This is a genomic window from Streptomyces sp. NPDC059816 (genome assembly GCF_042732055.1).
Taxonomy (GTDB): Bacteria; Actinomycetota; Actinomycetes; order Streptomycetales; family Streptomycetaceae; genus Streptomyces.
Map to the genome: position 1 here is coordinate 147,603 of NZ_JBHWIQ010000005.1, position 22,152 is coordinate 169,754.

Consider the following 22,152-nt stretch of genomic DNA (forward strand, 5'->3'; position numbering starts at 1 on the left):
CCCTTCGCCTACCCCGTGGTCAGCCCGTCGGAACACCCACCGACGACCAGGCCTTCGTCACGGCTTCCAGCTCGGTGCCCGCGCCGTAGCGTGACCGGGCCGCCGCCAGGGTCAGTCGGGCGAACTCCGAGAAGTCCGCGTCCGGGGCCAGCTCGCCGCCGGTCAGCGTGTCGTACCAGATCTGGCCGGCGCGCTCCCAGGCGTTCCCGCCCAGCTCCGTGGCGAGCAGGTAGAAGGCGTGGTTCGGGATGCCCGAGTTGATGTGGACACCGCCGTTGTCCCGGTTGGTGCGGACGTAGTCGTCCATCGTCGCGGGCTGCGGGTCCTTGCCGAGGACGTCGTCGTCGTAGGCGGTGCCTGGCGCCTTCATCGAGCGCAGCGCCACGCCCTCGACGTTCGGGCCGAGCAGCCCCGCGCCGATCAGCCAGTCCGCGTCCTTGGCGAGCTGCCCGAGCCCGTACTGCTTGATCAGGGCGCCGAACACGTCGGAGACCGATTCGTTGAGGGCGCCCGACTGGCCGTAGTACTCCAGGTTCGCGGTGTACTGGACCACGCCGTGGGTCAGCTCGTGGCCGATCACGTCGACGGGGAGCGTGAAGTCGAGGAACAGCTCCCCGTCCCCGTCGCCGAACACCATCTGCTCGCCGTTCCAGAAGGCGTTCGCGTAGTCCTGGCCGTAGTGCACGGTCGCCACCAGCGGCAGGCCGGAGTCGTCGATCGAGCGGCGCCCGTACGCCTTCAGGTACAGCTCGAAGGTGGCGCCGAGGCCGGCGTGGGCGCGGTTGACGGTGGCGTCGCCGGTCGGCGGGTCGTCCTCGTCCCGCACCTTGCGGCCCGGTAGGACCTCCCTGTTCTGCGCGTCGTGGACCCGTCGGTCCGGCTTGTCGGAGGGCACTGCCGTGGTGGGGGCGAGGCCGCGCACCGTGGCGATCCGGCGGCGGGTGCGCTGGGCGGCGTCGAGTTCCAGGGTGCGGGTCGCGGCGCGTGACACGGCCGCGTCGTCGGCCTGGGCGAGCTTGTCCAGGATGTGCGGCGGGACGACGGTGCAGAAGACGGGCCGACGGCCCGGTCGCTGTGGTGTCATGAGGGCAATGTGGCAGTCGGTCACTCTGTTGTCACCACAGGTGACGTGGAATTGGCGAAAAGGAGTGAAGCGCGTGCGAAGCGGCCCGGGAACCATTCGCCTCGTACCCCTCATGCGTCCCGCATACTGGGACAGGCCACCACCCTCGGGAGGGCTCGGTTAGGCTGCGTGCACCATGCGTTTCGGGCTGCTTCTCCTTAGCTGCCGCGGCGAGGGCCTGTAGTCGTAGGCCGACCCCCTCCCCGCGGAGTTCGGTGTTGCGCTCAGCCGTCGGCCGTCCCCCGTGGACCAAGAGGAGCCCTACGCATCATGTCCAGCCCTTCCCGCCCTGCTGCTGATCCGTCCTCCGTCGGCCGTCCCACGCCGATCACCAATGCGACGCACCTCCAGCGGGCCACCGCGATGCCGATCCACAAGTACCGCCCGTACGAGCAGGTCGACATCGCCGACCGGACGTGGCCGGACCAGCGGATCACCCAGGCGCCCCGCTGGCTCTCCACCGATCTGCGCGACGGCAACCAGGCGCTGATCGACCCCATGTCGCCCGCCCGCAAGCGCGAGATGTTCGACCTGCTGGTCGCGATGGGCTTCAAGGAGATCGAGGTCGGTTTCCCCGCCTCCGGACAGACCGACTTCGACTTCGTGCGGTCGATCATCGAGGAGGAGGGCGCGATCCCCGACGACGTGACGATCTCCGTCCTCACCCAGGCCCGCGAGGACCTGATCGAGCGGACCGTCGAGGCGCTGGTCGGCGCCAAGCGCGCCACCGTCCACCTGTACAACGCGACCGCGCCGGTCTTCCGCCGGGTCGTCTTCCGCGGCTCCAAGGAACAGATCAAGCAGATCGCCGTCGACGGCACCCGGCTGGTCATGGAGTACGCGGAGAAGCTGCTGGACGACCGCACCACCTTCGGCTACCAGTACAGCCCGGAGATCTTCACCGACACCGAGCTGGACTTCGCGCTGGAGGTCTGCGAAGCGGTCATGGACGTGTGGCAGCCCGAGGCCGGCCGCGAGATCATCCTCAACCTGCCCGCCACCGTGGAGCGCTCCACCCCCTCCACCCACGCGGACCGCTTCGAGTGGATGAGCCGCAAGCTGTCCCGCCGCGCGCACGTGTGCCTGTCCGTGCACCCGCACAACGACCGCGGCACCGCCGTCGCCGCCGCCGAGCTGGCGCTGATGGCCGGGGCCGACCGCATCGAGGGCTGTCTGTTCGGCCAGGGCGAGCGCACCGGCAACGTCGACCTGGTCACCCTGGGCATGAACCTGTTCTCACAGGGCGTCGACCCGCAGATCGACTTCTCCCGCATCGACGAGGTCCGCCGCACCGCCGAGTATTGCAACCAGATGGAGGTCCACCCCCGTCACCCGTACGTGGGCGACCTCGTCTACACCTCCTTCTCCGGCTCCCACCAGGACGCCATCAAGAAGGGCTTCGACGCGATGGAGGCGACGGCCGCCGCCGCCGGCCAGACCGTCGACGAGATCGAGTGGGCCGTGCCCTACCTGCCCATCGACCCCAAGGACGTGGGCCGCTCCTACGAGGCCGTGATCCGCGTCAACTCGCAGTCCGGCAAGGGCGGCATCGCGTACGTCCTGAAGAACGAGCACAAGCTGGACCTGCCGCGGCGGATGCAGATCGAGTTCTCGAAGATCATCCAGGCGAAGACCGACGCCGAGGGCGGCGAGGTCACCCCGACGGACATCTGGAACGTCTTCCGCGACGAGTACCTGCCCAACCCGGACGACGCCTGGGGCCGCGTCCAGCTGCGCACCGGCCAGTCCACCACCGACACCGACGGCATCGACACGCTCACCGTCGAGGCCACCGTCGACGGCGCCGACACCGTCCTGGGCGGCAGCGGCAACGGTCCGATCTCCGCCTTCTTCGACGCCCTCCAGTCCATCGGCATCGACGTACGCCTGCTGGACTACCAGGAGCACACCATGAGCGAGGGCGCCTCCGCGCAGGCCGCCTCGTACATCGAGTGCGCGATCGGCGACAAGATCCTCTGGGGCATCGGCATCGACGCGAATACGACACGTGCCTCGCTGAAGGCCGTCGTCTCCGCCGTCAACCGCGCGACCCGCTGACCCCCGCCACCTGCGCGTCCCCGGCGCCCGCCACCCCACGGGGCGGCGGGCGCCGGGGCGTCTCCCAGCCACCTTCACATCCTGGGTACTGACGGCACCCGTCCGATGTGGCTAACATCACGCCAACACGGCGAGGTTGCCACGATGTTGCGGAGGTGTGACGTGCTGCCGAGCAGAGGACGGAACAGCCGTGGCGGCCGTGGTGGCCGCCGAGGCCTTCTGCCGGGGGTGCGCACCGCCTGGACGACCGTCGCCGACGGGGAGTTCTTCTGCCCCGGCTGCGGTTGCGACCGCAACTACGAGCGCCGCACCGGCCGCCGTCGGTTCGCCGTCCTCGGCCTGCCGCTGCTGCCCCGCGGGGCGACCGCGCCCGTCGTCGAGTGCGTGACCTGTCAGGAACACTTCGGCACCGAAGTCCTCGACCACCCGACCACCCAGCGGTTCTCCGCCATGCTGCGCGACGCGATCCACACCGTCGCGCTCGCCGTCCTCGCCGCGGGCGGCACCGGCGCGCGCTGCGCGGTCGGCGTCGCGCTCGCCGCGCTCCGGGACGCCGGGTACCGGGACTGCGACGAGGAACAGCTCGTCACCCTCGTCGAGGCCGTCAGCGCCGACACGGGGCGCCTGCCGGGCCTCTACGGCGACCCGGGCCTCACCGGTTTCGCCATCGAACTGCACGAGGCGCTGGAACCGCTCGCCCCGCACCTGGCGCCCATCGGCCGCGAGTCGCTGCTGCTCCAGGGCGCCCGCATCGCCCTCGCCGACGGCCCGTACACCCCCGCCGAACGCGACATCCTCGCCACCGTGGGCCGCGCCCTCACCCTCGACCCGGACGACGTCACCCGACTCCTCAGCGCCGCCCGCCCCACCCCCTCCTGACCCGCGCCCCCGGAGCCGGAGCCCGTCGGAGTCCCGCGGGAGTACTCCGGGGGGAGTAACGCGCCGCGCACCGCACCCGGAGCGGTAACCGGGACTTCGGCCCACGGTCCGAGGAATCCCGGCCGTACGGGCGGAAGCCTTGAAGGCGTGACGACACCGACCTCCACACCCCAGCCTCCACCGCGCACCCGGTCCCGCAGAGCCCTGCCCTGGGCCGTCCTCGGCCTCTGGATCGCGGTCCTCGCCCTCGTGCTGCCCTTCGCCGGGAAGCTCTCCGACGTCCAGCGCGACCGGGCCGTCGACTACCTCCCGGCCAGCGCCGACTCCACCCAGGTCGCCAAGATCCAGGACCGTCTGCCGGGCGGCGAGAGCACCGAACTGGTCCTCGTGTACCACCGTGACGAGGGCCTCACCGCAGCCGACCGCGCCACCGCCGACCGTCAGCTCGACGAGATCGCGCGGACCCACGACCTCAGCGCCGCGCCCGAGGGCGTCCCCTCCCGGGACGGCACCACCCTCATGTACCCGGTGACGACCAACGGTCCCGGCCAGGACGAGGAGGCCCGGGCGAAGTTCGTCGGCGAGGTCCGCGCCACCGCCTCCGGCGGCGACGGGCTGAGCGTCGAGGTCGGCGGGCCCAGCGCCCTCGACGTCGACGCCGAGGAGGTCTACGGGTCGCTCGGCGGCCCGCTGCTCTACACCACCGTCGCCGTCGTCGCGATCCTCCTCATCGTCATCTACCGCAGCCCCTTCCTGCTGCTGGTCCCGCTCCTCAGCGCGGGCACCGCCGAACTCCTCGCCCGCTCCGGCGCCTACGGGCTGAACCAGGTCTTCGACACCCCGATCAGCGGCCAGAGCGCCGGCATCATGACGATCCTCGTCTTCGGCGCGGGCACCGACTACGCCCTGCTGCTCGTCGCCCGCTACCGCGAGGAACTCCGCCGCCACCGGCTGCCGTACGACGCGATGCGCGCGGCCCTGCGCGGCTGCGGACCCGCCGTCCTCGCCTCCTCCGGCACGGTCGCCGCCGGACTGCTGTGCCTGCTCGCCGCCGACCTCAACAGCAGCCGGGGCATGGGCCCGCTCGGCACCCTCGGCGTCCTGTCCGCCCTGGTCGCGATGCTGACCCTGCTGCCCGCCCTCCTCGTCCTCTTCGGCCGCCGGGTGTTCTGGCCGCTGATCCCCGCGTTCGGCAGCCGACCGAAGGACCGGACCTCGGTGTTCGCCAAGATGGGCGGCTCCGCCGGCCGTCGCCCGTACACCGTGCTCATCGGGGGCGCCGTCCTGCTCGGGGCGCTCGCACTGGGCGTGTTCAACCTGCCGGGCAACCTCAAGCAGGAGGACACCTTCACCAACCGCCCCGAGTCGATCGCCGCGATGGAGACCCTGGGCGGGGCGTTCCCCGAGAGCGGCACCCAGCCGCTCGCCGTCATCACCCCCACCGACCGCGCGGACGACACCCTCGCCGCCGCCCGGAAGGTCCCCGGCGTCGAGCGCGTCGACCGCGGACGCGCCGGGGACGGCTGGACCGAGATATCCGTACTCGCCTCGGCCAAGCCGGAGTCGGCCGCCGAGACCCGCACCATCGAGGGCCTGCGCACCGCGCTCCCCGGTTCCTACGTCGGAGGCCCCAGCGCGGAACAGCTCGACCTCAAGGAGACCCACGCCCGGGACCGCAAGGTCGTCGTCCCGCTCGTCCTCGCCTCCGTCCTGATCGTGCTGATCGCCCTGCTGCGCAGCCTCGTCGCGCCGCTGCTGCTGGTGGCCGCGGTCGTCGCCGTGTGGGGGGCCTCGCTCGGCATCGGGGGCCTCGTCTTCGGGCCGCTGTTCGGCTTCGACGGCGCCGATCCGGGGCTCGGCCTGCTGTCGTTCGTGTTCCTGGTCGCCCTCGGCGTGGACTACGGGATCTTCCTCATGCACCGGATGCGGGAGGAGTGCCTCGACGGCGTCGAACCCGCCGCCGCCGCGCTCAGCGCCCTGCGCAGCACCGGTGCGGTGATCGCCTCGGCGGGGCTCGTCCTCGCGGCGACCTTCGGCGTGCTCATCAACCTGCCGATGGTCCAACTCGTGCAACTCGGCTTCGTCATCGCGGTCGGCGTCCTCCTGGACACCTTCCTGGTGCGCACCTACCTGGTCACCAGTGCCAGTGTCGCGCTCGGCCGGCGGGTGTGGTGGCCCGGCCCGCTGGCGAAGCCCTCGCCCGGTGCGCGGTCCGAGGCTGCGGCGCCGCCCCGGCCGCGGGAGGAGGAACGCGTCCCCACCCCGTAGCGGCCCCGTTCCCGTAGCGGCTCGGTCCGCGTACCGGCCCGTCTCGTAGGGGCGCCCCGGCGAGGCCCGTCCCGCCGACCACCGTACGCGTCCCACCGGCCGCCGCACCGGCCCCACCGGCCCCGCCGGTGAACTCCCCGCACCCGTCCGGCGCGCCCCTCCCTCCCGGAGGGGCGCCCTCATGCCGCAGGATGGCCCCGTGGAACCCAACTCCCGCCAGACGCGGGCCCGCAATGCCGTTGTCGTGCCCGAGCCCTCATCGCCCGCTGCCACCCTGCTCGGGACGGCTCCCACCGGGGGCGCGGTCGCGGCGGCCGGGACCCCCACCGGGCGGGCCTCCCGGGCCAGGGCCCGCCTCGCCCGCGGCTGGCACCTGCTGTGCGACGACCGCGTCCTGGCCGCCCTCACCGCCGTGACTGCCGTGGTCATCGCGTTCTTCTGCGACCGGGGCACCCTCGACGCCCTCGGTTGGAGCCTGCTCCTGGCCGCCCACGTCCCCCTCGTGTTCCGCACCCGGGCACCCCTGGGGACGCTGCTCGCCGTGATCGCGCTGGTCGCCCCCTACCACTCGCTCGACTACGACCACACGGCCCCCGGACCCGTCACCTACCTGGCCCTCTACACGGTCGCCGTCACCGGCACCTTCTGCCGCACGGTGTGCGTGGGCCTCGGCACCCTGGGCCTGTCCATGTCCGTCATGCTGGCCGTCAGCCCGCACGAGGCCATGGAACTCCTGCGCATCTCCGGCTGGGTGGTCGCCATCCTCGTCGTCGGCGCCTACGTACGGGTCCACCGCGGCAACGTGCGGGCCGCCCACGAGCGGGCGGAGCGCGCCGAACGGACCCGCGAGGAGGAGGCCCGCCGCCGGGTCGCCGAGGAACGCCTGCGGATCGCCCGGGACCTGCACGACCTGCTCGCCCACACGATCACCCTCATCGGGGTGCAGACGTCCGTCGCCGCCCATGTGCTGGCCGCCGACCCGGACCGGCTCGACCGGACGGCGGTGGCCCGCGCCCTCGACGACATCGCCGACACCTGCCGGGCCGCACGCGGGGAACTGCGCACCACCCTGGAGGTGCTGCGCGCCGACGCCCCCGGCGATCCGCGCGGCCCGCTGCCCGGTCTCGGCGGGCTGCCCGACCTCGTGGAGGCCGCCCGGAGCGCCGGCGCCGAAGTCACCCTCACCCTGCGGGGCGTCGACGTCCAGCCGCCCCCGGCGGTCGGCGCTGCGGCCTACCGGATCGTCCAGGAGGCGCTCACCAACGCGGTGCGGCACGCGGGCCCCGGCGTGGCGGTCACGGTGGCCGTCCGGGTCGCGACGGTGGCCCTGGAGGTCACCGTCACCGACGACGGGGCCGGCGCCCCGGACCCCGGGCCCGCGCACCCGGCCGCAGAGCCCACCACGGCCTCCGGCTTCGGGCTGATCGGGATGCGGGAGCGGGCCCGCAGCGTCGGCGGCACCCTGGAGGCGGGGCCGCGGCCCACCGGCGGCTTCACCGTGACGGCGCTCCTTCCGCTGGTCCCCGTGGCCCAGGAGGGCACGCTCGCCCCGGTCCTCGACGCGGCACCCGCCCGGGTCGCCGTGGACGGACCGGGACGCCCGTGGCAGGGTCTCGACCCGGGGGAGTCCCCCGCATGACCCGCCGTCCGACGCCGATCGACTTCCCCTGGGGGACCGCGTGACCATCCGTGTACTGCTCGCCGACGACCAGACGCTGGTGCGGGCCGCGTTCGCCATGCTCATCGAGTCGGCACCGGACATGGAGGTCGTCGGCCAGGCCGGCACGGGACGCGAAGCCGTCGAACTCGCCCGCACCGCACGGGCGGACCTCGTCGTCATGGACGTCCGGATGCCGGACCTGGACGGGATCGCCGCGACCCGGCTCATCGCCGCGGACGAGGACCTGGTGGGCGTGCGGGTGCTGGTCCTCACCACCTACGACACGGACGAGCACATCATCGACGCGCTGCGGGCGGGGGCGTCCGGGTTCCTCGTCAAGGACACCAAGCCCGCCGAACTCCTCGACGCGATACGCCTGGTGGCCCAGGGCGAGGCGCTGCTGTCGCCCGGACCGACGGCCCGGCTGATCGCCCGTGCGCTGCGCGCCCCCGACCCGGGCCCCCGTTCCGCGCTGAGCCCCGACGGCCTCACCGACCGCGAACGCCAGGTGCTCACCCTCGTCGCCCGGGGCCTCACCAACCAGGAGATCGCCGACACCCTGAGCTTGAGTCCGCTCACGGCCAAGACCCATGTCAGCCGCATCATGGGCAAGTTGGGCGCGCGGGACCGTGCGCAGCTCGTCATCCTCGGGTACGAGTCGGGGCTCGTCACGCCGGGCGGCGGGTGAACGACGCGTACGCTCCCGTCCGGGCTGTTGCGGGAGAGGCTGCCCCAACGGGGGCCGTCCGTTGACGTCACGACGTCGACGAGGACGCCTCCGCTGGGGGTGGAGCGGGCACCACGGCAGCGGTCGCCATGCCGTTCGAGGCAAGGTCGACGTGGTCCAGCACCACGCTCCGCACCAGCACACCGGGGAAGTCCTCGAAGCGGCTCAGCGTGTCCACGACGGCCGCCGTGAGGGTTTCGGCCCGGACGACACAGAGGAATCCCGAGTACCCCGGCCCCTCTTCCAGCCCGATGCCGCCCGCTGCGAAGCGGTCGAGACCGTCCAGGACGTCCTTCTGCTCCTCGGTGAGCGGGGCGTCGAGGACGAGGTTGAAGTACCAGCTACGCACAGTTCCGGTGCTTCCCTGTGAATTGATCACTCTTGTTCGCCTCTTCTGAGCCGCTTCCACGTCCTTCTTTCTTCTGATGCCGGTCGCCCGGTGCCATGTCACCACGTTGTACGCGCAGATGACGGAACAGGCTGCCGAGCCCAAGGCGGACCACTCCAACGAGCCACCCCCGGAACCTTGTTCGTGGGACTGCAAACCTCACGGCCCCGACCAGGTGACGCTTGCTACCGCGCCCCGCCCACGTGCCGCACCAGGCAGAACGGATGCCCCGCGGGGTCGGCGTAGACCCGCCAACCGCCCGGTGGCGGACCCGCGTCCAGGAACCGGGCGCCCAGCGCGAGGACCGCGTCGTGGGCCCGGTCGAGGTCCGGCACCCCCAGGTCGAGGTGGAACTGCTGGGGGCGGTCCGGGTCCGGCCAGGTGGGCGGACGGTGGTCGGCCACCCGCTGGAAGGCCAGCACCTGCCCGGCGGGGGTGTGCAGGGTCGACCAGTCCGCGTCCAGGGACCAGCGGGCGTCGGGTCGGTCGACGTCGCCGCCCAGGAGCGCACCGTAGAAGCGGGCCAGCGCGGCCGGGTCGGCACAGTCCAGGACGGTGCACTGCAAGACGGCGATCATCCCCCGATCCTAGGAGCCCGACGGCACGCGAACCCGTCCGAAGCACGGCCCGCCCGCCGCACTTCCGTACTTTCGGCCGGTTCGCCGCATGCCCCCGCTCCCTAGCCTGATTCGCATGGACACAGTGCAACGGCGGACACGACGGGCTGGGGCCGGGGGCGACCTCGGACTCGGCGTGGTGTGCGCCCTGGGGATCGCCGCCACGACGTACCTGCTCATGGACAGTTGGGGCGGCGCCTCCTGGGTGTTCGGCTCCACGGTGTCGACGGTGGTGTCCGTACTCGCACTGCTGCGCGCGCGGTGGCCGGCGCTCACCGCGGCCCTGGGCACGGCCGTGACGGCGGCGGCCCTCGCGGTGTCCCTGGCCGTCGGCGACGACCTGCCGCAGGAGCCCGCGCCCACCACGACCCTGGCCCTCGCCGTGCTCATCGGCTCCGCCGTCCGGACCCTGCCGCCCGGAGCGGCGACCGGGATCGCCGCGGGCAGCCTCGGGGTGACCGCGCTGACCTGGGCCGAGGGCTGGAGCGCAGTGACGGCCCTGGTCACGGTGGCGACGGTCGCCGCCCTCGGCACGGGCACGGTGCTGCGCCGCCTGGACCACGACCGGCGCGCCGACTCCCCGGCGCCCGGGGCGCCCTGGCCCGACCCGCCGCGTCCGTAGGAGGTACGCGTGCTCGCTAGCCTTGACCACGTGACCAGCACGAACCGGTGGACCAAGGTCGCCGCCACCGCCGGAGCCGGCGGCGTGTTCCTCGCGGCGATCGCCGTCCAGTGGGCCGCCCTCGCACAGACCTGGGGCGCCGCCTACGGGGCTCCGGGGGCCGCCGTCGCGGTCGTGGTCTGCGTACTCGCCCTGGTGCGCCACCGCGAGCGGACCCGGACGGCGGTCGCTGGTCTCCTCACGGCGGCCGTGGCCGTGCTCGTCGGCCCGCTGTTTGACGTCGAACTGCCCGCCGAGCCCGGGCCCGCCACGACCCTCGGACTGGCCGTGCTCATCGGCTCCGCCGTCCGGGCCCTGCCTGCGGTGCGGGCCGGGGCCGTCGCGGGCGGCGGACTGCTGCTGATCGCCGGCCAGTTCGCCGCCCGCCCCGCCTCGGCGGTGGTCGTCCTCGCCGTGGTGGGCTGGTTGGTCGCCCTCGCGGTCGGCGGGGCGCTGCGCATGCAGGACGCCCGGGCCCGGGCCGCGGTCGAACGGGTGCGCCGGGGCGAGCGGTTGGAGCTCGCCCGGGAACTGCACGACGTCGTCGCCCATCACCTCACGGGGATGCTGATCCAGGCCCAGGCCGCACAGGTCGTCGCCCGGCGCTCCCCGGAACAGGTGGCGCAGTCGCTGGCCGAGATCGAAGCCGCCGGTTCGGAGGCGATGGTAGCGATGCGGCGGGTCGTCGGCCTGCTGCGCCACGCCGACCATGATTCCGACTCCGACTCCGACTCCGGCGCCGATACGGATACCGGTGCCGATATCGACATCGACCACACCGACGACGGCGCGCCCGCCTCGCCCGGGCCCGAACAACTGGGCACGCTGGTCGAGCGCTTCGGACGGCAGGGCCCGAGTACGCGCCTCACCGTGCCCGACGACGCCTCCCACTGGCCGCCGGAGGTGACCAGTACCGTGTACCGCATCGTCCAGGAGGCGTTGACGAACGTCCTGCGCCACGCCCGCCACGCCCGTTCGGTCGAGGTCACCGTCGTGCGGGCCGCGGGGGTCGTCACCGTCGAGGTCGTCGATGACGCGCCGCACCCCGGCCGTCCTCCGCACCGCGGCGGGTACGGTGTGATCGGCATGCGCGAACGCGTCGAGACCCTCGGCGGCTCCTTGCACGCCGGCCCCCGCCACGGCGCCGGCTGGTCCGTGCGGGCGGCCCTGCCCGTCCCCGCCAGGGGGCCCGGATGATCACCCTGGAGCCCGGATGACCCCGATCACGGTCCTGCTCGCCGAGGACCAGGCGATGATCCGCCGCGGGCTGCGGCTGATCCTGGAGGACCAGCCGGACATCCGGGTCGTCGCGGAGGCCGAAGACGGCGCCGCGGCGATCGAGGCGGCCCGGCGACTGCGCCCCGACGTGTGCCTGGTGGACATCAGGATGCCCAAGCTCGACGGCATCGAGGTCACCCGCGCGCTGGCCGGCCCCGGGGTGCCCGATCCGCTGCGGGTCATCGTCGTGACCACGTTCGACCTGGACGAGTACGTGTACGGGGCGCTGCGCGGCGGTGCGGTGGGGTTCGTCCTCAAGGACGCCGGGCCCACGCTGCTCGTGGAGGCCGTGCGCGCCGCGCACCGGGGCGAGGCGCTGGTCTCGCCGTCGGTCACGCTGCGGCTGCTGAAGCACCTGAACGGCGTGGGCAAGCTGCCCCGACCCGATCGCGCGCCGTCGCCTCCGCTGTCCGGGCGCGAGATCGAGGTGGTCCGGGCCGTCGTCCGAGGGCGCACCAATCGGGAGATCGCCGCCGAGCTGTTCATCTCGCTCAGCACGGTCAAGAGCCATGTGTCCGGCATCCAGACCAAGCTCGGGGTGCGCAACCGGGTCGAGGTCGCCGCCTGGGCCTGGGAGAACGGCATCGCCCAGGGCACCGCGTAGTCGTTCCGCGCGGCCGGGACGCAGTCGTTGCGCGCCGTCGGGACGCAGTCGTTCCGCGCCGGTGGGACGTACGGTCATCGGCCGGAAGTACGGTCGCCGGGCGGCGGAACCGGGCATGCGGCCGATGCCGGGGGCGGGCGGCGGATTCCACGATGAAGGCATGCCAACCACCTCCGCCCCCACGGCCCTGCACGCCGTGGGCTTGACGAAGAAGTACGGCCGTCGCCGTGCGCCCGCCCTCGATGACGTGAACCTCAGCATCCCCTCCGGCCGGGTCATCGGCCTGGTCGGTCCGAACGGGGCCGGCAAGTCGACCCTGCTCCATCTGGCCTGCGGGCTGATCCAGCCGACCTCCGGTTCGTTGACCGTGCTCGGCTCGCGTCCCGCGGCCGGTGGGTCGCACCTGGCCCGGGTGGGGTTCGTCGCCCAGAACACGCCGGTGTACGGCTCGTTCACGGTGGCCGAGCACCTGCGGCTCGGTGCGCAGCTGAACCCGGTCTGGGACGGGGAGCTGGCCGAGCGGCGCATCCGCCAGGTGGGGCTGGACCCCGCACAGCGGGCGGGACGGCTGTCGGGCGGCCAGCGGGCCCAACTGGCGCTGACCGTCGCCGCGGCCAAGCGGCCCGAACTGCTGATCTTCGACGAACCGGCGGCGGCCCTGGACCCGCTGGCCCGCCAGGGCTTCCTGCGCAACCTGATGGAGTTCGTGGGGGAGTTGGGCGCCAGCGCCGTGCTCTCCTCGCACCTGCTCGGTGACATCGAGCAGGTCTGCGACCACCTGATCGTGCTGTGCGACGCGCGGGTGCAGATCGCCGGCGACACCCGGGCCCTGTTGGCCTCGCACGCCCGGTTGCCCGCGTCCCGCGGGGAACCCGGCGCGCTGCCCGCCGGGGTCGAGGTGGTGTGGCGGGACCGGGGCGGCGCGGTCGTCCGCGTCGGGTCCCCGGCCGTGGCGTTGCCCCGGGCCGTCGAGCCGGTCTCGCTCGAAGAGTTGGTCCTCGGCTACATGACCCGGGCCGCAGCCGCCCGCAGTACCGCCCCCGGCCCGGCCCCGACCTCCGGCCCCGGCACCGGCAGCGGCACCGCATCGCAGGAGGGCACCCGATGACCTGGCTGCACTGGCGGCAGTTCCGCGGGCAGGCGCTGGCCGGCGCCCTCGCCCTGATCCTGGCCACCGGCTATCTGCTGTACGTGGGCGTGGACGTCCGCGACGGCTACGAGGCGTACCGGTCCCGGTGCGGGGACGGCGGCGGGGGTGACTGTGCCCGGGCGCGGAGCCAGTTCCGCAGCGCCCACGAGAACACCCTGCTGTTCCTCGCCGCCGGGCTGGCCCTGGTCCCCGCCGTCCTCGGGGCGTTCTGGGGCGCGCCGATGGTCGCCCGGGAGCTGGAGAACGGCACCCACCGGCTGGTGTGGAACCAGAGCGTCACCCGGACGCGCTGGCTGCTCACCAAGGTCGCGTTCGTCGGGGCGGCAGCGGTGCTCCTGACGGGTGCGCTGGCGACCCTGCTGACCTGGGCGGCGGCACCCTTCGACGAGGTCGTCCAGAACCGTTTCGGCGCCCTGGAGTTCGGGGCCCGTCACCTCGTGCCGTTCGGTCACGCCGCGCTGGCCGTCACCTTCGGCACCCTCGTCGGGCTGCTGCTGCGGCGCACCCTGCCGGCGATGGCGGTGACCCTCGTCGGCTTCGTCGCCTTCCAGTTCTTCTTCCCCAACGTGGTGCGGCCCGCGCTGATGGCACCGGAGACCACCACCCTGCGGGTGACGGCCGAGACGATCAACGGGGCGCGGAGCCTGGGCGGCATCGGCGGCGGTCCCGTCATCGGCGGGCTGCGGCTGCCGGACGCTCCCGATGCGTGGATCGCCGAGACGAGTCCACTGCGCACCGCGGACGGCGAGGCCCTCGACGGGGCGCGGTTCAACGACTGCCTGGACGATCCGCCCCGGACCGGGGCGGGCGGTACGTTCGGCGACACGGCTGTCTGCCTCGCCGGGCACGAGCTGCACATCGACGTCCGCTACCACCCCGGCAGCCGCTACGGGACGTTCCAGTTGTTGGAGACCGCGATCTACCTGGTGCTCAGCGTGGCCCTCACGGCGCTCGGCCTCGGCCGGATCGGACGCCGGGTGAGCTGACCCACCGCGGCGGACGTCCGTTCGACCCGATGGCTCCGGGGCGCACGGGGGTGCGGGAGAATGGGTCCATGAGTCTGTTCCGGGACGACGGCGTGGTGCTGCGGACCCAGAAGCTCGGTGAGGCCGACCGGATCATCACGCTTCTGACCCGTGGCCACGGCCGGGTGCGCGCCGTCGCCCGGGGGGTGCGGCGCACGAAGTCGAAGTTCGGCGCCCGCCTCGAACCGTTCTCCCACGTCGACGTGCAGTTCTTCGCCCGCGGGAGCGAGCTGATCGGCCGCAGCCTGCCGCTGTGCACCCAGAGTGAGACTATCGCGCCGTACGGTGGCGACATCGTCACCGACTACGCCCGATACACCGCCGGCACGGCCATGTTGGAGACCGCCGAACGGTTCACCGACCACGAGGGGGAGCCCGCCGTCCAGCAGTACCTGCTGCTGGTCGGCGGGTTGCGGACGCTCGCCCGCGGGGAGCACGAGCCGCACCTCGTCCTCGACGCGTTCCTGCTGCGCTCCCTCGCGGTGAACGGGTACGCCCCCAGCTTCGGCGACTGCGCCAAGTGTGGACTGCCCGGCCCGAACCGTTTCTTCTCGGTGGCCGCCGGGGGGAGCGTGTGCGGGGAGTGTCGGGTGCCCGGCAGCGTCGTACCCTCGCCGCAGGCCCTGGAACTCCTCGGGGCGCTGCTCACCGGCGACTGGCCCACCGCCGACGCCTGCGAGGCGCGTCACGTCCGTGAGGGCAGCGGGCTGGTGTCGGCATATCTGCACTGGCACCTGGAGCGCGGACTGCGTTCCCTGCGTTACGTAGAGAAGACCTAGGTAGGAGAGAGACAACCCCTCATGGCACGTCGTGGAATCCTCGGCCGGTCCCGCCGCGAGTACAAGACCCCGGAGCCGCACCCGTCCGGTGTCCGCCCCCCGAAGCTCCCCGGCGAGCTCGTGCCGAAGCACGTCGCCGTGGTCATGGACGGCAACGGCCGTTGGGCGAAGGACCGGGGGCTGCCGCGCACGGAAGGCCACAAGGTCGGCGAGGGCGTCGTCCTCGACGTGCTGAAGGGCTGTCTGGAGATCGGGGTCAAGAACCTCTCCCTGTACGCCTTCTCCACCGAGAACTGGAAGCGCTCGCCCGACGAGGTGCGCTTCCTGATGAACTTCAACCGGGACGTCATCCGTCGCCGCCGTGACGAGATGGACGAACTCGGCATCCGCATCCGCTGGGTGGGCCGGATGCCGAAGATGTGGAAGTCCGTCGTCCAGGAGCTCCAGGTCGCCCAGGAGCAGACCAAGGACAACGACGCGATGACGCTGTACTTCTGCGTCAACTACGGGGGCCGCGCCGAGGTCGCCGACGCCGCGCAGGCCATGGCCCGTGATGTCGCGGCGGGCAAGCTGGACCCGGGGAAGGTGAACGAGAAGACCTTCGCCAAGTACCTGTACTACCCGGACATGCCCGACGTGGACCTCTTCCTGCGTCCCAGCGGCGAGCAGCGCACCTCCAACTATCTCATCTGGCAGAGCAGTTATGCCGAGATGGTGTTCCAGGACGTACTGTGGCCCGACTTCGACCGCCGCGACCTCTGGCGCGCGTGCATGGAGTACGCCTCCCGGGACCGACGGTTCGGCGGGGCCATCCCGAACGAGGAGCAGATCCTCAGGGGCGGTCGCTAGCGCGGGGCGGATCAGGGACGGACCGGAACGGGGAGGGACGCGGGGCGTGGACGAGGCGACGCAGGCAACGCAGTCGACGGGGAGTGCGGCACCGGTGGCCGGGGAGCGCATCGAACTGCGCTACGAGTTGGTCGCCAAGGACTTCCAGGAGGCGCTGGCCGAACGGGCGAAGGCGATACCGTCGGCCCGTCGGGCGCAGAGGAGCGTGATGGCGGCCTGCTGGGCCGCCGGGGGTGCGCTGCCGGTGTCCCTGCTGGCCGGTGACGAACCCCTCTGGTGGCTGTTCGCGCTGGTGGTGGCCGTGTTCGTGGCCGTGCTGGCGCTGGGATTCCAGGGCTGGTCCTACGGGCGGATGTACCAGCGCGCGGCCGACTACGAGGGGCCGCTGCACGCCGTGTTGGACGAGGAGTCGCTGACGTTCACCGGCGACCACACGCAGATCCGGGCCCGGTGGTCCTCGTTCGGGCGCTATCGGGAGACGTCCCGTTCGTTCGTGCTGTTCCTGGGGGACCGCAACGGCGCCGGCTTCTCCGTGCTGCCCAAGGCGGGCGTGCAGCGGCCCGAGGACGTGGACCGGCTGCGGGAGCTGCTGGATCGGCGGCTGCACCGCGCCTGAGCCGTGCCGTTCGGTGCCGCCCTGCCGTCCCGTGCGGGGCTGCACCGAACGGCACGCCACGGCTGCACGGGGGCGGGGGTCAGCTCTTCTCCGACTCCGACTCCGCCTCCGCCTGCGCGCACTCCGCGCAGGTGCCGAAGATCTCCACGGTGTGCGCGACGTTCACGAACCCGTGTTCCGCCGCGATGGCCTCGGCCCACGTCTCGACGGCCGGCCCCTCCACCTCCACGGCCTTGCCGCAGGCGCGACAGACCAGGTGGTGGTGGTGCTCGCCACTGGAACAGCGGCGGTAGACGGCCTCGCCGTCGGAGGTGCGCAGGACGTCGACCTCGCCGGCGTCGGCGAGGGATTGCAGGGTGCGGTACACCGTGGTCAGGCCGACCGAGTCGCCCTTGTGTTTGAGCATGTCGTGGAGGTCCTGGGCACTGCGGAACTCGTCCACCTCTTCGAGCGCTGCCGCCACGGCCGCGCGCTGGCGGGTGGACCTGCCTCGAACCGGGGCTGTCACGATGGCCTCCTCCTGGTCTCCTGCCCGGCCATTGTGCCAGGCGCTGACCCCCCGGTGCGGTGCACCGGTCGGGCGGCGGATGCCGTCGCCCCGTCGGTGCGGGGTGATTCCTCCCAGTTCTGGTGGGGTGGCTCGTGTCGGTTCCCCGGGTGTGTGGGGGTTGTGTGGGTTCCCCCGCGGACTTCGCCGGGCCCTCCCCCGCGGGTGTGGCGCCCGGTTCAGTGCGAGCTCGGGACCGCGCACTCCAGGGGGGCGCCGTCGGTATCGGTGGGGGCCGCATTGCGGGCGCGCCGGCGGGCCAGCGGCGCGGCCAGCACGGTCAGTGCGATGAACACGCCGATCGTCAGCAGCACGATCGTGGCGCCCGGCGGGACGTCCTGGTAGTACGAGGTGACGGTGCCGCCGAGGGTCACCGAGACGCCGATCGCGACGGCCACGGCGAAGGTGGCGGCGAAGGACCGGGTGAGTTGCTGGGCCGCGGCGACGGGCACCACCATCAGCGCACTGACCAGCAGCAGCCCGACCACCCGCATCGCGACGGTCACGGTGACGGCGGCCGTCACGGCCGTCAGCAGGTTCAGGAACCGCACCGGCAGCCCGGTCACCCGGGCGAACTCCTCGTCCTGGCTGACCGCGAAGAGCTGTCGGCGCAGGCCGACCGTCACGAGCACGACGAACGCCGCCAGCAGGCAGATCGCGAGGACGTCCTCGGAGGACACCGTCGACAGCGAGCCGAACAGGTAGGAGTTCAGGTTGGCGTTGGAACCGCCCGGCGCCAGGTTGATGAACATCACGCCGCCGGCCATGCCGCCGTAGAAGAGCATGGCGAGCGCGATGTCACCGCGGGTCTTGCCGTACCAGCGGATCAGTTCCATGGTGACCGCGCCGAGCACGGCGACCGCCATCGCCATCCACACCGGCGAGGCGGACAGCAGGAAGCCGAGGCCAACCCCGGTCATCGCGACGTGGCCGATGCCGTCGCCCATCAGGGACTGGCGGCGCTGCACCAGGTAGATGCCGACTGCGGGGGCCGTGATGCCGACGAGTACGGCGGCGAGCAGGGCCCGCTGCATGAAGGCGTAGTCGAGGATCTCCATCAGCGTCGTCCTCAGCTCAACAGACCGGTGCGCAGCGGCTCCGGGCCGGGCGCGTGGGGGTGGACGTGGTCGTGGCCGGGCAGCGCGTGCTGACCCAGGGCCTTCGGGGGCGGTCCGTCGTGCAGGACGCAGCCGTCCCGCAGCACGACGGCCCGGTCGATCAGGGGTTCCAGCGGTCCCAGCTCGTGCAGCACCAGCAGGACCGAGGCGCCCGCCGTGACCTGTTCCCGCAGGGTCGCCGCCAGCACCTCCTGGCTGGTCAGGTCGACGCCCGCCATCGGCTCGTCCATGATCAGGAGCTCGGGTTCGGCGGCCAGCGCGCGGGCGATCAGCACCCGCTGGTGCTGGCCGCCGGAGAGCGCGTCGACGGGGTCCTTGGCCCGGTCCGCCATGCCGACCCGCTCCAGCGCGTCGCGGACGGCCGTCCGGTCGGCCCGGCGGAGCAGCCCGAAGCGGGAGCGGGCCAGCCGCCCCGAGGTGACGACCTCGGTGACGGTCGCCGGCACGCCACTGGCCGCGGTGGTGCGCTGCGGTACGTAGCCGATGCGGGCCCAGTCGCGGAAGCGGTGGCGGGGGACGCCGAACAGTTCCACGGTGCCGCCGGTCACCGGGACCTGGCCGATGACGGTGCGGACCGCCGTCGACTTGCCCGAGCCGTTGGCGCCGAGCAGCGCGACGACCTGGCCCCGGTCGACGGTGAGGTCGATGCCGCGCAGCACGGGGCGCGAGCCCAGCTCGGCGGTCACTGCGCGCAGGGCGATGACCGGGTCTCCGCTCGGGCGCGCGGGGTCGCCCGTGCCGTGCGTGTGGTCCGTGTGGTTCACGGGTCCGCGTCCTTCCCGGCCGTCACGGCCTCGTTCGGTGTCCGGCACGGTCAGCGTGCCGATGGCCCCGGGGCATTCCCGGGGCCGGGCGTCACTTGGCGCCCAGTGCGGTGCGCAGGGCGGTGAGGTTGGCCTCCATGACCTGGAAGTAGTCGTCGCCCCGGGACTTCTCGGTGATGCCCTCGATCGGGTCGAGCACGTCGGTGCGCATCCCGGTGTCGGCGGCGAGGGACTTCGCGGTCCGGTCGGAGACCAGCGTCTCGTAGAAGACCGTGTTCACGTCGTCGGCCTTCGCCACCTTCTGGAGTTCCTTGATCCGGGCGCCGCTCGGCTCGCTCTCGGGGTTGAGGCCGCTGATCGACTCCTCGATCAGTCCGTACCGGTCGGCGAGGTAGCCGAAGGCGGAGTGCGTGGTGATGAAGACCTCGCTGCGGGTGTCCTTCAGACCGCTCCGGAACCTGCTGTGCAGCGCGTCCAGCCGCTTGACCAGCGCGTCCGTACGGTTGCGGTAGTCGGCCGCGTGGTCGGGGTCGGCCTTCTCCAGCGCCTTGCCGACCCCCTCGGCGACCTCCGAGTAGCGCACCGGGTCCAGCCAGATGTGCGGGTCGGGGCCGTCGTGGCTGTGGTCGTGACCGTGGTCGTCGGCGTGCGCGTCCTCCCCGGCGCCCTCGTCCGCGTGGGTCTCGTCGGCGTGGGTCTCGTCGCCGTCCTGGTGCTCGTGACCGGGCTCGCCGTGCTCGGGGTGGTCAGTGTGCTCTGGGTGTTCGTCGGCCGGCTCCTCGGAGCGGGCGGCGCCGGTCTTCTCCAGGGAGGTGAGCGTCGTCGCGTCGACCTTCGTCCGGGCCTCGGACTGTCCGACCGCCTCGTCCACGGCGGGCTGGAGCCCCTTGAGGTAGACGATGAGGTCGGACTCCTCCATGGCGGCCCGCTGCCGGGCGCTGACCTCCAGGTCGTGCGGCTCCTGGCCGGGCTCGGTCAGGGTGGTGAGCCGCACGTGGTCACCGCCGATCTCGTCCACGAGGTAGCCGAGCGGATAGAACGAGGCCATGACGTCGAGCTTGCCGCCGTCGCCGGACGCGCCCGCGTCCCCGCAGCCGGTCAGGGCGGTCAGGGCGACCAAGGTGGCCGCGGTGGTCGCGACGGCGGTGCCGGGTATCAGGCGTCGTACGTTCATGACTGTCATTTTCAACAAAACTGGAAACGATTGTCAATAAACCGGCTAGTCGCCCACATCACTCGAACGAGATCATCCCGTCCGAACGGCGTACGCGACCCCGGTCCGGAGCCCTCCGACCGCGGCCCGTCACCCGACGCGCCCCGAGCCGGTGCGGACCCCGACGCCGACCCCGGTGCGGACGCCGTCGGGGGACCGGTGGACCGGCCAACGAGACTTGGCCGACCGGAGTTGGCCCGGCCCGTGCCTGCGCCGTAACCTTGGGCATTCGCTCGGAAGCATTCGCTTCGCGCCGTCGTCACCCCGTCGTCATCCGTCGTAATGAAGAGAGCACCGTGGCCGCCGACAAGATCGACACCATCGTCAGCCTGAGCAAGCGCCGTGGCTTCGTCTACCCGTGCAGCGAGATCTACGGAGGCCAGCGCGCCGCCTGGGATTACGGGCCGCTGGGCGTCGAGCTCAAGGAGAACATCAAGCGTCAGTGGTGGCGCTACATGGTCACGTCCCGTGAGGACGTCGTCGGCATCGACTCCTCGGTGATCCTCGCCACGGAGGTCTGGGAGGCTTCGGGTCACGTAGCCACCTTCTCCGACCCGCTCACCGAGTGCACCTCCTGCCACAAGCGCTACCGCGCCGACCACCTGGAGGAGGGCTACGAGGCCAAGCACGGCCGCCTCCCCGAGAACGGTCTGGCCGACATCAACTGCCCCAACTGCGGCAACAAGGGTCAGTTCACCGAGCCCAAGCAGTTCTCCGGCCTGCTCGCCACCCACCTCGGCCCCACCCAGGACAGCGGCTCCGTCGCCTACCTGCGGCCCGAGACGGCGCAGGGCATCTTCACCAACTTCTCCCAGGTCCAGCAGACCTCGCGGCGCAAGCCGCCGTTCGGCATCGCCCAGATGGGCAAGTCGTTCCGCAACGAGATCACGCCGGGCAACTTCATCTTCCGCACCCGCGAGTTCGAGCAGATGGAGATGGAGTTCTTCGTCAAGCCGGGCGAGGACGAGAAGTGGCAGGAGTACTGGATGGAGCAGCGCTGGAACTGGTACACCGGCCTGGGCCTGCGCGAGGAGAACATGCGCTGGTACGAGCACGCGCAGGAGAAGCTCTCCCACTACTCCAAGCGGACCGCGGACATCGAGTACCGCTTCCGCTTCGGCGGCAACGAGTGGGGTGAGCTGGAGGGCGTCGCCAACCGCACGGACTACGACCTGTCCGCGCACTCCAAGGCGTCCGGCCAGGACCTCTCGTACTTCGACCAGGAGGCCGGCGAGCGCTGGACCCCCTACGTCATCGAGCCCGCCGCCGGTGTCGGCCGCACGATGCTCGCCTTCCTCCTCGACGCCTACATCGAGGACGAGGCGCCCAACGCCAAGGGCAAGCTGGAGAAGCGCACCGTGCTGCGCCTCGACCCGCGCCTCGCGCCCGTCAAGGTCGCCGTGCTGCCGCTGTCCCGCAACCCGGAGCTCTCGCCGAAGGCCAAGGGCCTGGCGACCGCGCTGCGCCAGCACTGGAACATCGACTTCGACGACGCCGGCGCCATCGGCCGCCGCTACCGTCGCCAGGACGAGATCGGCACCCCGTTCTGCGTGACCGTCGACTTCGACACCCTCGACGACAACGCGGTCACCGTCCGTGAGCGCGACACGATGAAGCAGGAGCGGGTCTCCCTCGACCAGATCGAGGGCTACCTCGCCGCCCGCCTCATCGGCTGCTGAACCCTTCCGGGCGACGGGGCGAACCCGTCCGGTGCGGGGACCGTTCCCCGTACCGGGTGAGCCCCGTCGCCACCCCGGAACACCGTGGACCCCGGCCCCGCACCCGCGCGGCCGGGGTCCACGCGTTCCGGGCCCCTCACCCGGCCCTC

General features: G+C 72.4%; 21 protein-coding genes. 14 read left to right on the forward strand and 7 right to left on the reverse strand.

Going from position 1 to position 22,152, the window contains the following annotated elements:
- Positions 1 to 19: 19 nt before the first annotated feature.
- Entirely contained in the window at positions 20 to 1,084 is a 1,065-nt protein-coding gene (locus ACFV88_RS09090; RefSeq protein WP_385487677.1) for a M4 family metallopeptidase, read from the reverse strand.
- A 309-nt stretch (positions 1,085 to 1,393) separates the two neighbouring features.
- On the opposite strand from ACFV88_RS09090, the gene leuA reads away from it, so the two are divergent.
- From leuA to ACFV88_RS09115, 5 genes are all read left to right on the forward strand, one after another.
- The gene (leuA, locus tag ACFV88_RS09095) at positions 1,394 to 3,181 is read left to right on the forward strand and encodes a 2-isopropylmalate synthase (RefSeq protein ID WP_385487679.1); all 1,788 of its coding nucleotides are present in this window, start codon (positions 1,394 to 1,396) and stop codon (positions 3,179 to 3,181) included.
- Positions 3,182 to 3,343: 162 nt separating this feature from the next.
- The gene (locus ACFV88_RS09100; protein ID WP_385487681.1) at positions 3,344 to 4,060 is read left to right on the forward strand and encodes a TerB family tellurite resistance protein; all 717 of its coding nucleotides are present in this window, start codon (positions 3,344 to 3,346) and stop codon (positions 4,058 to 4,060) included.
- 147 nt (positions 4,061 to 4,207) lie between these two features.
- A complete protein-coding gene (locus ACFV88_RS09105) occupies positions 4,208 to 6,328 on the forward strand; it encodes an MMPL family transporter (protein WP_385487683.1) in 2,121 nt (706 codons plus the stop codon).
- A 181-nt stretch (positions 6,329 to 6,509) separates the two neighbouring features.
- Entirely contained in the window at positions 6,510 to 7,967 is a 1,458-nt protein-coding gene (locus ACFV88_RS09110) for a sensor histidine kinase (RefSeq protein WP_385487685.1), read from the forward strand.
- A 40-nt stretch (positions 7,968 to 8,007) separates the two neighbouring features.
- The gene (locus ACFV88_RS09115) at positions 8,008 to 8,676 is read left to right on the forward strand and encodes a response regulator (RefSeq protein ID WP_385487687.1); all 669 of its coding nucleotides are present in this window, start codon (positions 8,008 to 8,010) and stop codon (positions 8,674 to 8,676) included.
- Positions 8,677 to 8,743: 67 nt separating this feature from the next.
- On the opposite strand, the gene ACFV88_RS09120 is transcribed toward ACFV88_RS09115, so the two are convergent.
- On the reverse strand, positions 8,744 to 9,064 hold the full coding sequence (locus tag ACFV88_RS09120) for a hypothetical protein (RefSeq protein WP_385487689.1): 321 nt from the start codon (positions 9,062 to 9,064) through the stop codon (positions 8,744 to 8,746).
- 224 nt (positions 9,065 to 9,288) lie between these two features.
- On the reverse strand, positions 9,289 to 9,681 hold the full coding sequence (locus ACFV88_RS09125) for a VOC family protein (protein ID WP_385487691.1): 393 nt from the start codon (positions 9,679 to 9,681) through the stop codon (positions 9,289 to 9,291).
- Between the two features lie 115 nt (positions 9,682 to 9,796).
- Here ACFV88_RS09125 and ACFV88_RS09130 point away from each other — a divergent pair, with 115 nt between their 5' ends.
- The 8 genes from ACFV88_RS09130 (at position 9,797) to ACFV88_RS09165 (ending at position 16,682) form a co-directional block, all read left to right on the forward strand.
- Complete coding sequence (locus ACFV88_RS09130) at positions 9,797 to 10,342, forward strand: metal transporter (protein WP_385487693.1); 546 nt, start codon at positions 9,797 to 9,799, stop codon at positions 10,340 to 10,342.
- A gap of 30 nt (positions 10,343 to 10,372) precedes the next feature.
- A complete protein-coding gene (locus ACFV88_RS09135; protein ID WP_385487695.1) occupies positions 10,373 to 11,578 on the forward strand; it encodes a sensor histidine kinase in 1,206 nt (401 codons plus the stop codon).
- Between the two features lie 16 nt (positions 11,579 to 11,594).
- Positions 11,595 to 12,263, forward strand: a complete 669-nt coding sequence (locus tag ACFV88_RS09140) for a response regulator (RefSeq protein ID WP_385487697.1) — start codon at positions 11,595 to 11,597, stop codon at positions 12,261 to 12,263.
- 160 nt (positions 12,264 to 12,423) lie between these two features.
- Positions 12,424 to 13,371 (forward strand): ABC transporter ATP-binding protein, encoded by a 948-nt coding sequence (locus tag ACFV88_RS09145; RefSeq protein WP_385487699.1) that lies wholly within the window; start codon positions 12,424 to 12,426, stop codon positions 13,369 to 13,371.
- Positions 13,368 to 14,399 carry an ABC transporter permease subunit gene (locus ACFV88_RS09150; RefSeq protein ID WP_385487701.1) on the forward strand — a complete coding sequence of 344 codons (1,032 nt, stop codon included), beginning with the start codon at positions 13,368 to 13,370 and terminating at the stop codon, positions 14,397 to 14,399. The genes ACFV88_RS09145 and ACFV88_RS09150 overlap by 4 nt, the downstream gene beginning before the upstream one ends.
- 68 nt (positions 14,400 to 14,467) lie before the next feature.
- Entirely contained in the window at positions 14,468 to 15,217 is a 750-nt protein-coding gene (gene recO, locus ACFV88_RS09155; RefSeq protein ID WP_385487703.1) for a DNA repair protein RecO, read from the forward strand.
- Between the two features lie 21 nt (positions 15,218 to 15,238).
- Positions 15,239 to 16,066 carry an isoprenyl transferase gene (locus tag ACFV88_RS09160; RefSeq protein WP_385487705.1) on the forward strand — a complete coding sequence of 276 codons (828 nt, stop codon included), beginning with the start codon at positions 15,239 to 15,241 and terminating at the stop codon, positions 16,064 to 16,066.
- A 46-nt stretch (positions 16,067 to 16,112) separates the two neighbouring features.
- Positions 16,113 to 16,682, forward strand: coding sequence for a YcxB family protein (locus tag ACFV88_RS09165; RefSeq protein WP_385487707.1), 570 nt, complete (start codon positions 16,113 to 16,115; stop codon positions 16,680 to 16,682).
- A 79-nt stretch (positions 16,683 to 16,761) separates the two neighbouring features.
- On the opposite strand, the gene ACFV88_RS09170 is transcribed toward ACFV88_RS09165, so the two are convergent.
- The 4 genes from ACFV88_RS09170 to ACFV88_RS09185 form a co-directional block, all read right to left on the reverse strand.
- Positions 16,762 to 17,193, reverse strand: a complete 432-nt coding sequence (locus tag ACFV88_RS09170; RefSeq protein WP_385488002.1) for a Fur family transcriptional regulator — start codon at positions 17,191 to 17,193, stop codon at positions 16,762 to 16,764.
- A gap of 215 nt (positions 17,194 to 17,408) precedes the next feature.
- Positions 17,409 to 18,287 (reverse strand): metal ABC transporter permease, encoded by an 879-nt coding sequence (locus ACFV88_RS09175; protein ID WP_385487709.1) that lies wholly within the window; start codon positions 18,285 to 18,287, stop codon positions 17,409 to 17,411.
- Positions 18,288 to 18,298: 11 nt separating this feature from the next.
- Positions 18,299 to 19,111 (reverse strand): metal ABC transporter ATP-binding protein, encoded by an 813-nt coding sequence (locus ACFV88_RS09180; protein ID WP_385487711.1) that lies wholly within the window; start codon positions 19,109 to 19,111, stop codon positions 18,299 to 18,301.
- A 91-nt stretch (positions 19,112 to 19,202) separates the two neighbouring features.
- Positions 19,203 to 20,285 carry a metal ABC transporter substrate-binding protein gene (locus tag ACFV88_RS09185; protein WP_385487713.1) on the reverse strand — a complete coding sequence of 361 codons (1,083 nt, stop codon included), beginning with the start codon at positions 20,283 to 20,285 and terminating at the stop codon, positions 19,203 to 19,205.
- A gap of 335 nt (positions 20,286 to 20,620) precedes the next feature.
- On the opposite strand from ACFV88_RS09185, the gene ACFV88_RS09190 reads away from it, so the two are divergent.
- Positions 20,621 to 22,003: a glycine--tRNA ligase gene (locus tag ACFV88_RS09190; protein WP_385487715.1), complete on the forward strand. Its 1,383-nt coding sequence runs from the start codon at positions 20,621 to 20,623 to the stop codon at positions 22,001 to 22,003.
- Positions 22,004 to 22,152: the final 149 nt, after the last annotated feature.